Below are 14,336 nucleotides of genomic sequence, written 5' to 3'. Positions count from 1 at the left end.
TCCGGATCCCTACAGCTTGATCTCGATGTCGACGCCAGCCGGCAGGTCGAGGCGCATGAGCGAGTCGACCGTCTTCGGAGTCGGGTCGATGATGTCGATCAGACGCTTGTGCGTGCGCATCTCGAAGTGCTCGCGCGAGTCCTTGTACTTGTGCGGCGAACGGATCACGCAGAAACGGTTGATCTCCGTGGGCAGCGGCACCGGGCCCGCGACCTGCGCCCCGGTACGCGTCACCGTCTCGACGATCTTCCGCGCCGAGGAGTCGACGACCTCGTGGTCATAGGCCTTGAGCCGGATGCGGATCTTCTGTCCCGCCATGGTGGCTTCTGTTTCCTTCTCTCGATGCCGCTACGTGCGGAAGCGGGTGGCCTCCGCATGCCCGCAGGACCGTTGATCCTGCGTTGTCCGACCCCCGCGGTCGGGCGTGTCGCGCCTCGTCACAGAATGCTGGGCACTCTGCTTCCGGCCTCCGCCCCGATCTTTCCGGGACGAACGCGATCGCGGGGATCTGGGGCGCCGGGCGGCAAGAAACACACCCGGACACCCGGCGAGGGTGGATAGCTACAGCAGCAGCCATCCACCCCGCGCGGACGCAACCTGACTAGTATGCCGGATCAAACCCAGCATTGCTAATCGGGGTCACCGATGAGGGTTGTCCAGGACGTTTGCCCTGGACAACCCGCAATCACTTGGTGATCTTCGTGACCGTGCCGGCGCCGACGGTGCGGCCACCCTCACGGATCGCGAACTTCAGGCCCTGCTCCATGGCGATCGGCTGGATCAGCTTCACGGCCATCGAGGTGGAGTCGCCGGGCATGACCATCTCGGTGCCCTCGGGCAGCGTGACGACGCCGGTGACGTCCGTGGTACGGAAGTAGAACTGCGGCCGGTAGTTCTGGAAGAACGGCGTGTGCCGGCCACCCTCCTCCTTCGAGAGGATGTAAACCTGGCCCTCGAACTCCGTGTGCGGAGTGCTGGTGCCGGGCTTGACCACGACCATGCCGCGCTCGACGTCCTCGCGCTTGATGCCGCGGAGCAGCAGACCGACGTTCTCACCCGCGCGGGCCTCGTCGAGCAGCTTGCGGAACATCTCGATGCCGGTGCAAACGGTCTTGGTCGACTTCTCGCGGATACCGACGATCTCGACCTCCTCGTTCGGCTTGAGGATGCCGCGCTCGGCGCGACCGGTCACCACGGTGCCACGACCGGTGATCGTGAAGACGTCCTCGATCGGCATGAGGAACGGCTTCTCGGTCTCACGCTCGGGCTGCGGGATCGCGGTGTCGACCGCGTTCATCAGCTCCATGAGACGGCCGGTCCACTCCGGGTCGCCCTCGAGCGCCTTGAGCGCCGACACGCGCACGACCGGCAGGTCGTCGCCCGGGAACTCGTAGGTGCTCAGCAGCTCGCGGACCTCGAGCTCGACGAGCTCCAGGAGCTCCTCGTCCTCGACCATGTCGCTCTTGTTCAGGGCGACGACGATGTACGGAACGCCGACCTGGCGGGCCAGGAGCACGTGCTCCTTGGTCTGCGGCATCGGGCCGTCGGTCGCGGCAACCACCAGGATCGCGCCGTCCATCTGCGCGGCACCGGTGATCATGTTCTTGATGTAGTCAGCGTGGCCGGGGCAGTCCACGTGCGCGTAGTGGCGCGCCGCGGTCTGGTACTCGACGTGCGCGATCGAGATCGTGATGCCGCGGGCCTTCTCCTCCGGCGCCTTGTCGATCTCGTCGAACGGGGTGTACGGGTTCAGGTCCGGGAACTCGTCGTGCAGGACCTTCGTGATGGCCGCAGTCAGCGTCGTCTTACCGTGGTCGATGTGACCAATGGTGCCGATGTTGACGTGCGGCTTAGTCCGCTCGAACTTCGCCTTCGCCACTGGTGTCCTCCTGTGGACTGATCATTACTTTTCGCCCGGCACGCCGATAAGGCGCTCAGGACTCTGTCGACTGCTCGTGCACGTGCGGCCCTCGACAGGCCGCACGTGCCTCAACGCGTCAGGCGCCGGTGGCCTTAGCGATGATCTCCTTCGCCACGTTCTGCGGAACCTCGGCGTAGGAGTCGAACTGCATGCTGTAGCTAGCCCGGCCGGCAGTCTTCGACCGCAGGTCGCCGACGTAGCCGAACATCTCCGAGAGCGGCACCAGAGCCTTCACGACGCGGGCGCCGTGACGCTCCTCCATCGACTGGATCATGCCACGACGGGAGTTGAGGTCGCCGATCACGTCACCCATGTTGTCCTCAGGGGTGGTGACCTCGACGGACATCATCGGCTCCAGCAGCGCGGGGTCGGCCTTGCGGGCCACTTCCTTCATCGCCATGGAGCCGGCGATCTTGAACGCCATCTCGGACGAGTCGACCTCGTGGTACTGACCGTCGACCAGCGTGAACTTCACGCCGACCAGCGGGTAGCCGGCGAGGACGCCGTACTGCAGGGAGTCCTGCGCGCCCGCGTCCACCGAGGGGATGAACTCCTTGGGGATGCGACCACCGGTCACGGCGTTCACGAACTCGTACGTGGGGCCGTCGGCGTCGAGCGAAAGCGGCTCGACGTTGACAACGACCTTCGCGTACTGGCCGGAGCCACCGGTCTGCTTCTTGTGGACGTACGTGTGCTTCTCCACGGTGCCGCGGATCGTCTCACGGTACGCCACCTGCGGCTTACCGATGTTGGCCTCGACGTTGAACTCGCGGCGCATGCGGTCCACCAGGATGTCCAGGTGGAGCTCGCCCATACCGGCGATGATCGTCTGGCCGGTCTCCTCGTCGTTGAAGACGCGGAAGGTCGGGTCCTCCTCGGCCAGGCGCTGGATCGCGGTGCCCAGCTTCTCCTGGTCCGACTTGGTCTTCGGCTCGATGGCGACCTGGATGACCGGCTCCGGGAAGGTCATCGACTCCAGGATGACCGGGTTCGCCGGGTCGCTGAGCGTGTCACCGGTGGTGGTCTGCTTGAGACCCTGGACGGCGATGATGTCGCCGGCCTGCGCGGTGGCGCGCTCCTCACGCTTGTTCGCGTGCATCTGGTAGATCTTGCCGATCCGCTCCTTGCGGTCCTTGGTGGAGTTGACCACCTGGGAACCGGAGTCGAGCGTGCCGGAGTAGACCCGGACGTAGGTCAGCTTGCCGAGGTGCTTGTCCGTCTGGATCTTGAACGCCAGGCCGGAGAACGGCTCGGAGTTCGACGGCTTGCGCAGCATCGGGGTCTCACCGTCGGTCGCGGTGCCCTCGATCGCCGGGATGTCCAGCGGCGACGGGAGGTACTCGATGACGGCGTCGAGCATGGGCTGAACGCCCTTGTTCTTGAACGCCGAGCCACACAGAACCGGGTTGGCCTTGCTGGCGATCGTGGCGCGCCGGATGGCGGCCTTGATCTCGTCGATCGAGACCTCTTCGCCCTCGAGGTACTTCTCCATCACCGCGTCGTCGACGTCGGCCAGGGTCTCGATGAGCTTGTCGCGCCACTCGTTCGCGGAGTCGACCAGATCGGCCGGAATCTCCTCGACCGCGTAGTCCTCACCCTTCTGGGTCTCCCCGCGCCAGGTGAGCGCCTTCATGTTGATCAGGTCGACGACACCGATGTGGTCGCCCTCGAGCCCGATCGGGATCTGCAGGACGAGCGGCGTGGCGTTGAGCCGGTCGATCATCATCTGCACGCAGCGGAAGAAGTCGGCGCCGGTCCGGTCGAGCTTGTTGACGAAGCACATCCGGGGGACGTGGTACTTGTCCGCCTGGCGCCAGACGTTCTCGGTCTGGGGCTCCACGCCGGCCACACCGTCGTACACCGCCACCGCGCCGTCCAGGACCCGCAGCGACCGCTCGACCTCGACCGTGAAGTCGACGTGGCCGGGCGTGTCGATGATCTGGATCGTGTGGCCCTTCCACTCGCACTTCGTGGCGGCGGAGGTGATGGTGATACCGCGTTCCTGCTCCTGCTCCATCCAGTCCATGACGGCGCCGCCCTCATGAACCTCACCAATTTTGTAGGTGATGCCGGTGTAGAACAGGATGCGCTCAGTCGTCGTCGTCTTACCAGCGTCGATGTGCGCCATGATGCCGATGTTGCGAACCTTGGCGAGCGCGTCTGCGGCGGCCACGTCCATCCCTACTTTTCTTCGTCGTCGTCTCGTGAACCGGTACGACTGCCGTGGCCCGGCGGATTACCGGGCCCACAACAGGGTCTTACCAGCGGTAGTGCGCGAAGGCCTTGTTGGACTCCGCCATCTTGTGGGTGTCCTCGCGACGCTTGACCGCGGCGCCGAGGCCGTTGCTGGCGTCGAGCAGCTCGTTCTGCAGCCGCTCGATCATGGTCTTCTCACGGCGGGCCTTGGAGTACTGGACCAGCCAGCGCAGACCGAGGGTGGTCTGACGCGGGGTACGGACCTCGACCGGCACCTGGTAGGTCGCGCCACCAACGCGGCGGCTGCGGACCTCGAGGGTCGGCTTCACGTTGTCCATCGCGCGCTTGAGGATGACCACCGGGTCGGTGCCGCTCTTCTCGCGGGCACCCTCGAGGGCGCCGTACACGATGCGCTCGGCGAGCTGACGCTTGCCACCGATCAGGATCTTGTTCACCAGCTGGGTCACCAGCGGCGAGTTGTACACCGGGTCAGCGACCACCGGGTGACGCGGAGCGGGGCCCTTACGCGGCATGTCAGCTCTTCTCCTTCTTCGCGCCGTATCGGCTGCGGGCCTGCTTGCGGTTCCGGACACCCTGGGTGTCGAGCGAACCACGAACGATCTTGTAGCGGACGCCGGGGAGGTCCTTCACACGGCCGCCGCGCACGAGCACGATGGAGTGCTCCTGCAGGTTGTGACCGACACCCGGGATGTACGCCGTGACCTCGATCTGGCTGCTCAGCTTCACGCGAGCGACCTTGCGGAGCGCCGAGTTCGGCTTCTTGGGGGTGGTGGTGTACACGCGGGTACACACGCCGCGCCGCTGAGGGCTTCCCTTCAGTGCCGGCGTCTTCGTCTTGGTCGTCTTCGCCTGGCGGCCCTTACGGACCAGCTGCTGGATCGTGGGCACCGGGTTTCTCCGCTCCCTTCGGCCGCTTCCTGTTAGCGGCCGCACCGTCGTTTTATGCCACTGTGTGCGAGGCCTCCCTGGAGGGAGTGTCCCGCACCCGCGGTCGGGCGTGTCGTCCGGCTCACGGTCCCTTCGCGCGTGCACAACGCACGCGTTCCGGATCTTGTCTTTGTCGGGACAGGGGCTCACACCGAGTCCTGCCCGTCGTGCCGCAATACCCGTCGTACCTACCGATTCGGGTGCACGCACGAGTTGCCCGGGCGAGCCCGGGCACGAGGGGAAAGAGTACCCACCCTAAGCACCCAGGTCAAAATGAACCCAGACTCCCACGATGGACATCTCCGTATACCAGTGTACCGGGTGCCTCGGCACGGCAATGCCGCGGTGCCGGATCCACGCACCGGCCACCGTTAGGAAGTCTGTAACAACACTCCCAGAAACAACGCCAGGAACGATATCGCCGCTCCGGCACCACCACAGACGATGCCCGAGATCGCCAGTCCGCGCCCGGTGAACCGGACCCGGCCCGGCTCTCCCGAGCGGCGGATCTGCCGCAGCGCCAGCACCGCGGCGACCGCGGCTCCCCCGCCGGCCAGCGCGCTGAGCAGTGTGAATGCGCCGGCAACCCACGGGCCCGCGCCGCCGGCGCCGAAACAGATGACCAGGATCGACACCAGGATCGAGGCGATCCCGGCGATCAGGGCACCGATCGCCAGGCCCGAGGTGATCGGCACCACCCGGAGCTGGACCAGCCCGAACCCGGTCCCGCCCAGGACGTCCACCCGCTCGGTTTCCCACCCGCTCACCGACTGCTGCGGCAGCGGCGGGCCGTAGGGCGGCTGACCGTACGGCGGCGGAGGTGGGGGTTGCATCATGTTCAGAAGCATGTCACCCGGACGAGCCGTCGCGCATCCCGCCCGGTACGCCGCGGCACCGCCGGCATCGCGGCGACTCAGTCGGTGCCGGGAGCGAAATCCGTCCCGACCGGCGCCGCAGCCAGGTGCAGCAGGCCCGCGATCATGGCCACCACCAGCGAGGTCAGCGCCAGCACCAGCCCGGCCCAGGCCAGCTTGCGGCCGCGGCGGATCCACTTGCCGCCGGTGAGGTAGCCACCGGCCGCATACGCCTCTCTGGCGGTCTGACGGGCCAGCAGCAACGCGACCGTGGCGGGAATCACTCCGCCGACCAGTGGACCGGTCAGCAGCCCCACCAGACCGAGCACGAACACCGCCCGGGCCTTCGTCGAGGCCGTCGGCTCCGGGTCCAGTGGGTGGCGTGCGGGCACGAGTTGAGCGGTCACCCGACCATCTTAGAAACGCCGGTGGGGCGGCCGCGCCATGCGCGACCGCCCCACCGGATGCAGAACCTTAGCGGTACGACCCGAAATCGAAGTCGTCCAGCGGAACCGCCTGGCCACTGGCCGGCCCGAAGCCGTAGTCGGTCTCGGGGTACCCGGTCATCGAGTACACCTTGGCCTTGGCCTCCTCGGTCGGCTCGACCCGGATGTTGCGGTACTTGGAGATACCGGTACCGGCCGGGATGAGCTTACCGATGATGACGTTCTCCTTGAGGCCCACCAGCGAGTCGCTACGCGAGTTGATCGCAGCGTCGGTGAGCACCCGGGTGGTCTCCTGGAAGGAGGCCGCCGAGAGCCAGGAGTCGGTCGCCAGCGAGGCCTTGGTGATACCCATCAGCACCGGACGACCGGCGGCGGGCTCGCCACCCTCGCCCACGAGCCGGCGGTTCTCCGACTCGAAGAGCGCCCGGTCGACCAGGATGCCCGGCAGGAACTCGGTCGCGCCGGAGTCGATGACCGTCACCCGCTTGAGCATCTGGCGAATGATGATCTCGATGTGCTTGTCGTGGATGAGCACACCCTGCGAGCGGTAGACCTCCTGGACCTCACTGGTCAGGTGGACCTGGACCGCGCGCGGGCCCATGATGCGCAGCAGCTCGTGCGGGTCGATGGTGCCCTCGGTGAGCTTCTCGCCGACCTGCACGTGGTCGCCGTCGTGCGCCCGCAGCTTGACCCGCTTGGAGATCTTGTCGTACACGATCTCCTCGCTGCCGTCGTCCGGGATCACGATGATCTTCCGCGACCGCTCGCCGTCCTCGATCCGGATGCGACCGGGGGTGTCGGCGATCGGCGCCTTACCCTTCGGCACCCGAGCCTCGAAGATCTCCTGAACACGCGGCAGACCCTGGGTGATGTCCTCACCCGCGACACCACCGGTGTGGAAGGTACGCATCGTCAGCTGGGTACCCGGCTCACCGATCGACTGGGCCGCGATGATGCCGACCGCCTCGCCGATGTCGACCGCCTTGCCGGTCGGCAGCGAACGGCCGTAGCAGGCCGCGCAGACGCCCAGCTTCGACTCACAGGTCAGCACGCTGCGGACCCGGACGTTCTCGACACCGGCGGCGACCAGCTGGTCGACGATGATCGAGTTGAGGTCCGTGCCCCGGGCGACGACCAGGTTGCCGTTCGCGTCGGTGATGTCGTCGGCGATGGTGCGGGCGTGCGCACCGGTCTCCGAGTGGGTGTGCACGACCAGGTTGCCGTCGACCCGCTCACCGACCGCCATCGGGATGGCGCGGTCGGTGCCGCAGTCCTCCTCGCGGATGATGACGTCCTGCGAGACGTCCACCAGACGCCGGGTCAGGTAACCCGAGTCGGCGGTACGCAGCGCGGTGTCGGCCAGACCCTTACGGGCACCGTGGGTGGAGATGAAGTACTCCAGCACGGTCAGACCCTCGCGGTACGACGAGGTGATCGGCCGCGGGATGATCTCACCCTTCGGGTTGGCCACCAGACCACGGATCGCGGCGATCTGCCGGAGCTGGAGCAGGTTACCGCGAGCGCCGGAGTTGATCATGACCCAGAGCGGGTTCTCCTGCGGCAGCGCGGTCTCCATCTCCTTGGAGATCTCGTTCGTCGCCTTGGTCCAGATCTCGATGAGCTCGCCGCGACGTTCCTCGGCGGTCATCAGACCACGCTGGTACTGCTTGTCGATCCGGTCGGCCTCGACCTGGTAGCGAGCCAGGATCTCCGGCTTGCGCGGGGGACCGATGACGTCGCCCATGCCGATCGTCACACCGGACCAGGTGGCCCAGTGGAAGCCGGCCTCCTTGAGCGCGTCCAGGGTCGCGGCCAGGGCGACCTTGGGGAAGCGCTCGGCGAGGTCGTTGACGATCGCCGACAGCTGACCCTTGCGGATCTCGTAGTTCACGAAGCGGTAGCCCGGCGGCAGCGTCTCGTTGAAGATCACCCGGCCGAGAGTGGTCTCGACGAGCAGCGGGTCACCCTCGACCCAGCCCTCCGGGATCTCCGCCGCGTCGGCCTTCGCGCCGTTGTCGACCCCGATGACGTCCCGGAGACGGATCTTGACGGGGGCCTGCAGGTGCAGCTCACCGTTGTCGAACGCCATCCGCGCCTCAGCGTCGGAGCTGAAGACCCGGCCCTCACCCTTGGCACCCTTGGTGAGGTGCGTCAGGTGGTACAGGCCGATGACCATGTCCTGGGTCGGCATGGTGACCGGCTTGCCGTCGGCCGGCTTCAGGATGTTGTTCGACGACAGCATCAGGATCCGGGCCTCGGCCTGCGCCTCGGACGACAGCGGCACGTGCACCGCCATCTGGTCACCGTCGAAGTCCGCGTTGAACGCGGTACAGACGAGCGGGTGGATCTGGATCGCCTTGCCCTCGACCAGCTGGGGCTCGAAGGCCTGGATGCCCAGTCGGTGCAGGGTCGGAGCACGGTTCAGCAGCACCGGGTGCTCGCTGATGACCTCCTCCAGCACGTCCCAGACGACCGGACGCTGACGCTCGACCATCCGCTTGGCGGACTTGATGTTCTGCGCGTGGTTCAGGTCGACCAGGCGCTTCATCACGAACGGCTTGAACAGCTCCAGCGCCATCTGCTTGGGCAGACCGCACTGGTGCAGCTTGAGCCGCGGGCCGACGACGATGACCGAACGGCCGGAGTAGTCGACGCGCTTGCCGAGCAGGTTCTGACGGAACCGGCCCTGCTTACCCTTGAGCATGTCGGAGAGCGACTTCAGCGGGCGGTTACCCGGGCCGGTGACCGGCCGGCCACGGCGGCCGTTGTCGAACAGCGCGTCGACGGCCTCCTGCAGCATCCGCTTCTCGTTGTTGACGATGATCTCGGGCGCGCCGAGGTCGATCAGTCGCTTGAGCCGGTTGTTCCGGTTGATGACCCGGCGGTACAGGTCGTTCAGGTCCGACGTCGCGAACCGGCCACCGTCGAGCTGCACCATCGGGCGCAGGTCCGGCGGGATGACCGGGACGCAGTCCAGCACCATGCCGAGCGGCGAGTTGCGGGTGTTCAGGAACGCCGCGACGACCTTCAGCCGCTTGAGCGCCCGGATCTTCCGCTGGCCCTTACCGGTACGGATGATCTCCCGGAGGTTCTCCGCCTCGGCGTCCAGGTCCATGTTCTGGAGCAGGGCCTTGATCGCCTCGGCGCCCATGCCACCGGTGAAGTACTCACCGAAGCGGTCGCGCAGCTCGCGGTAGAGCAGCTCGTCGGTGACCAGCTGCTTGGAGTCGAGCTTGCGGAAGGTGTCGAGCACCTCGTCGAGACGGTCGATCTCGCGCTGCGCCTTGTCCCGGATCTGGCGCATCTCGCGCTCGCCGGCTTCCTTGACCTTGCGGCGCACGTCGGCCTTGGCACCCTCGGCCTCGAGCTCGGCGAGGTCCTGCTCCAGCTTGGCGGCACGCTTCTCGATCTCCGAGTCGCGGCCGTTCTCCGACTGCCGCTTCTCCGCGAAGATCTCGTTCTCGATCGTGGACATGTCACGGTGACGCGACTCGGCGTCAACGCTCGTGATCACGTACGAGGCGAAGTAGATGATCTTCTCGAGATCCTTGGGAGCCAGGTCGAGCAGGTAACCCAGACGGCTCGGCACACCCTTGAAGTACCAGATGTGCGTGACCGAGGCGGCCAGCTCGATGTGACCCATTCGCTCACGGCGGACCTTGGACCGGGTCACCTCGACGCCGCAGCGCTCACAGATGATGCCCTTGAACCGGACCCGCTTGTACTTACCGCAGTAGCACTCCCAGTCCCGCTGCGGACCGAAGATCTTCTCGCAGAAGAGTCCGTCCTTCTCGGGCTTGAGGGTGCGGTAGTTGATCGTCTCGGGCTTCTTGACCTCGCCGTGCGACCACTGCCGGATGTCGTCAGCGGTAGCCAGGCCGATGCGCAACTCGTCGAAGAAGTTGACGTCGAGCACTTGGACTATCCCTCGTGTTTCGTTGCTCGGGTGAATTCAAGGCCGGCGGGGGCGTCCCCGTCGGTCCCAAACGCTTCAGGACCGACGGGGACGCTCTCCGTCAGATCTCTTCGACGCTGCTGACGCCCTCATTCGGGCGTCGGGACAGGTCGATGCCGAGTTCCTCCGCGGCCCGGAAGACCTCGTCGTCCGTCTCGCGCATCTCCAAGGCCACACCGTCGCTGGACAGCACCTCGACGTTCAGGCACAGCGACTGCAGTTCCTTGAGAAGCACCTTGAAGGACTCGGGGATTCCCGGCTCCGGGATGTTCTCGCCCTTGACGATGGCCTCGTAGACCTTCACGCGGCCAAGGACGTCGTCGGACTTGATGGTCAGCAGTTCCTGCAGCGCGTAAGCGGCGCCGTAGGCCTGCATCGCCCAACACTCCATCTCACCGAACCGCTGGCCACCGAACTGGGCCTTACCACCGAGCGGCTGCTGCGTGATCATCGAGTACGGGCCGGTCGACCGTGCGTGGATCTTGTCGTCGACCAGGTGGTTCAGCTTGAGGATGTAGACGTAGCCGACCGAGATCGGGTCCGGCAGCGGCTCACCGGAGCGGCCGTCGAACAGCTGCGCCTTACCGTCGCCGTTGACCAGTCGCTTGCCGTCGCGGTTGACCAGGGTCGACTCGAGCAGACCCTTGATCTCCTCTTCCTGGGCACCGTCGAAGACCGGGGTCGCGACGTTGCTGTCGGCGACGGACTCGTGCGCGTCGATCGACCGGAGCTGGCGCTTCCAGGGCTCGTCGTCGCCCTCGACCGACCAACCGGTCTTGGCGATCCACCCGAGGTGGGTCTCCAGGACCTGGCCGATGTTCATACGCGACGGGACACCGAGCGGGTTGAGCACGATGTCGACCGGGGTGCCGTCCTCGAGGAACGGCATGTCCTCGACCGGCAGGATCTTGGAGATGACGCCCTTGTTGCCGTGCCGGCCGGCGAGCTTGTCACCGTCCTGGATCTTCCGCTTCTGCGCCACGTAGACCCGGACCAGCTCGTTCACGCCCGGGGGCAGCTCGTCGCCGTCCTCGCGGGAGAACGTCCGGACACCGATGACGGTGCCGGTCTCGCCGTGCGGAACCTTCAGCGAGGTGTCCCGGACCTCCCGGGCCTTCTCACCGAAGATCGCGCGCAGCAGCCGCTCCTCCGGGGTCAGCTCGGTCTCACCCTTGGGCGTGACCTTGCCGACCAGGATGTCGCCGGGCACGACCTCCGCGCCGATCCGGATGATGCCGCGCTCGTCCAGGTCGGCCAGCATCTCTTCGCTGACGTTCGGGATGTCGCGGGTGATCTCTTCCGGGCCGAGCTTGGTGTCGCGGGCGTCGACCTCGTGCTCCTCGATGTGAATCGAGGTGAGCACGTCCTGCTGCACGAGGCGCTGCGACAGGATGATCGCGTCCTCGTAGTTGTGGCCTTCCCAGCACATGAACGCGACCAGGAGGTTGCGGCCCAGGGCCATCTCCCCCTCGTCGGTGCACGGGCCGTCGGCGATGACCTGGCCGGCCTCGACCCGGTCACCCTCGAAGACGACCGGCTTCTGGTTGACGCAGGAGCCGGAGTTCGAGCGGCGGAACTTGTGCAGCAGGTAGGTACGGCGGTGACCGTCGTCCTGGTGCACCGTCACGTAGTCGGCACACAGGTCCTCGACCACACCGGCGACCTCGGCGACGACCACGTCACCGGCGTCGACCGCGGCGCGGTACTCCATGCCGGTGCCGACCAGCGGAGCCTCGGCCTTGACCAGCGGCACGGCCTGGCGCTGCATGTTCGCGCCCATGAGGGCACGGTTGGCGTCGTCGTGCTCGAGGAACGGGATCATCGCGGTCGCGACCGAGGTCATCTGCCGCGGCGACACGTCCATGTAGTCGACCTCCGTGCCGGGCACGTAGTCGACCTCACCGCCCTTACGGCGGACCAGGACGCGGTCCTCGGCGAACGTGTTGTCGCTGGACAGCACGGCGTTCGCCTGCGCCTTGATGTACCGGTCTTCCTCGTCGGCCGTGAGGTAGTGCACCTCGTCGGTGACGACACCGTTCTCGACCTTGCGGTACGGCGTCTCGATGAAGCCGAACGGGTTGACCCGCGCGAACGTCGAGAGCGCGCCGATCAGACCGATGTTCGGGCCCTCGGGCGTCTCGATCGGGCACATCCGGCCGTAGTGCGACGGGTGCACGTCACGGACCTCGAAGCCGGCCCGCTCACGGCTCAGACCACCGGGGCCGAGCGCGCTCAGCCGCCGCCGGTGGGTCAGGCCCGCCAGCGGGTTGGTCTGGTCCATGAACTGCGACAGCTGCGACGTACCGAAGAACTCCTTGATCGCCGCCACGACGGGACGGATGTTGATCAGGGTCTGCGGCGTGATCGCCTCGACGTCCTGGGTCGTCATCCGCTCGCGGACGACGCGCTCCATCCGGGACAGGCCCACGCGGACCTGGTTCTGGATGAGCTCGCCGACGGTGCGCAGACGACGGTTGCCGAAGTGGTCGATGTCGTCGGCCTCGTAGCCCTCCTCACCGGCGTGCAGCCGGCAGAGGTAGTCCACGGTCTTGACGATGTCTTCCTCGGAGAGCGTGCCCCGGACGATCGGGACGTCGATCTCGAGCTTCTTGTTGAACTTGTACCGGCCGACCTTGGCGACGTCATACCGCTTCGGGTTGAAGAAGAGGTTGTCGAGCAGGGTCTGCGCGTTCTCCCGGGTCGGGGGCTCGCCAGGGCGCAGCTTGCGGTAGATGTCTAGCAGGGCCTCGTCCTGCCCCGCGATGTGGTCTTTCTCCAGCGTCGTCATGAGCAGCTCGGACCAGCCGAAACGCTCACGGATCTGGTCGGCCGACCAACCGATCGCCTTGAGCAGGACCGTGACGGCCTGGCGACGCTTGCGGTCGATGCGGACACCGACGGTGTCGCGCTTGTCGATGTCGAACTCCAGCCAGGCACCCCGGCTCGGGATGACCTTGACGCTGGTGAGGTCACGGTCGGAGGTCTTGTCCGGCTCCTTGGTGAAGTACACGCCCGGCGAACGGACGAGCTGGCTCACCACGACCCGCTCGGTGCCGTTGATGACGAACGTCCCCTTGGGGGTCATCATCGGGAAGTCACCCATGAACACGGTCTGGCTCTTGATCTCGCCAGTGGTGTTGTTGGTGAACTCCGCGGTCACGAACAGCGGGGCACAGTAGGTCAGGTCCTTCTCCTTGCACTCCTCGATCGAGGCCTTGACCTCGTCGAATCGCGGAGCCGAGAAGGACAGCGACATGGTGCCGGAGAAGTCCTCAATGGGACTGATCTCTTCGAGGATCTCTGCGAGGCCCGAGTGGGCGTGCGGGTCGTCCGTCGTCCGGGCCTGCCAAGCCTCGTTGCCGACCAACCAGTCGAACGAATCCGTCTGGAGGGCGAGGAGGTTGGGGACCTCTAGCTGCTCGGTGATCCGGCCGAAAGAGACCCGGCGGGGTGCGTAAGCGCTCGACGTACGGCTGGTCTTCGCAGGGCGGGAAGCTGCCAAGATGCGTCCTTCCGAGGACCGGTGCTGCTATGCGGCTGAGTTGCTGATGCAACTGGTCTGCGTGCACTCCAAAAGACACCCGCCGGGATCCACAGAGATGGATACAACGGCAGGCGTCAAGACAGAAGGCAGCGCAAACTAGCAGTGTAGCCGCTCGGCTAACCGCTGTCCAGCCCACACCTGAGGTGACCTGCGGAACGTGTCCCCGGCGCTGCTGACCTGCGCTTGACTGGTCAGTGCCGTGCCGGGGCCGCTCAAGAAACGCAGCGACTCTTCCTCTGGTGCCGGTCCGTGGTCTTCGGGTCACCCGATTACCCGCGGGGCGGCTGTTGCAAGCGCGGAAACTTGCTGCCATCAGCGTGCCTGTCAGCGGACACTCAGTCAAGGGCTGTGCCGCGGGTCGGACCGGTCCGGTCGTCTGGCCGGTGCGTCAGAGGGACCTTACTGCATGGTCAGCGAGCTTTGTGACGCTTGTCGCCAGCGCTCTGACCTGCTCGAACATCCTTCCCTCACC

Annotated in this window: 9 protein-coding genes; all 9 read right to left on the bottom strand. The window is 66.4% G+C overall.

What is annotated here, in order from left to right:
• Nucleotides 1-9: 9 nt before the first annotated feature.
• Nucleotides 10-318, bottom strand: coding sequence for a 30S ribosomal protein S10 (gene rpsJ, locus CHC09_RS10640; RefSeq protein ID WP_007073037.1), 309 nt, complete (start codon nt 316-318; stop codon nt 10-12).
• Nucleotides 319-685: 367 nt separating this feature from the next.
• Nucleotides 686-1,879 carry an elongation factor Tu gene (gene tuf, locus CHC09_RS10635; protein WP_089292866.1) on the bottom strand — a complete coding sequence of 398 codons (1,194 nt, stop codon included), beginning with the start codon at nt 1,877-1,879 and terminating at the stop codon, nt 686-688.
• Between the two features lie 118 nt (nt 1,880-1,997).
• The gene (gene fusA / locus CHC09_RS10630) at nt 1,998-4,094 is read right to left on the bottom strand and encodes an elongation factor G (RefSeq protein ID WP_089293187.1); all 2,097 of its coding nucleotides are present in this window, start codon (nt 4,092-4,094) and stop codon (nt 1,998-2,000) included.
• Nucleotides 4,095-4,179: 85 nt separating this feature from the next.
• Entirely contained in the window at nt 4,180-4,650 is a 471-nt protein-coding gene (gene rpsG / locus CHC09_RS10625; protein ID WP_043531103.1) for a 30S ribosomal protein S7, read from the bottom strand.
• Nucleotide 4,651: 1 nt separating this feature from the next.
• Complete coding sequence (rpsL, locus tag CHC09_RS10620) at nt 4,652-5,026, bottom strand: 30S ribosomal protein S12 (RefSeq protein ID WP_007465318.1); 375 nt, start codon at nt 5,024-5,026, stop codon at nt 4,652-4,654.
• A 410-nt stretch (nt 5,027-5,436) separates the two neighbouring features.
• Entirely contained in the window at nt 5,437-5,808 is a 372-nt protein-coding gene (locus tag CHC09_RS10615; protein WP_089293186.1) for a hypothetical protein, read from the bottom strand.
• Nucleotides 5,809-5,978: 170 nt separating this feature from the next.
• Nucleotides 5,979-6,326, bottom strand: a complete 348-nt coding sequence (locus CHC09_RS10610) for a hypothetical protein (protein ID WP_089292865.1) — start codon at nt 6,324-6,326, stop codon at nt 5,979-5,981.
• A 67-nt stretch (nt 6,327-6,393) separates the two neighbouring features.
• Complete coding sequence (locus CHC09_RS10605) at nt 6,394-10,281, bottom strand: DNA-directed RNA polymerase subunit beta' (RefSeq protein ID WP_089292864.1); 3,888 nt, start codon at nt 10,279-10,281, stop codon at nt 6,394-6,396.
• Between the two features lie 100 nt (nt 10,282-10,381).
• Entirely contained in the window at nt 10,382-13,822 is a 3,441-nt protein-coding gene (gene rpoB / locus CHC09_RS10600; protein WP_089292863.1) for a DNA-directed RNA polymerase subunit beta, read from the bottom strand.
• Nucleotides 13,823-14,336: the final 514 nt, after the last annotated feature.

Origin of the sequence: Actinoplanes regularis, assembly GCF_900188005.1 — a bacterium.
GTDB lineage: Bacteria > Actinomycetota > Actinomycetes > Mycobacteriales > Micromonosporaceae > Actinoplanes > Actinoplanes regularis.
Note: the sequence above shows the minus strand (reverse complement) of the source record. Positions and strands in the feature narration are given on the sequence as shown.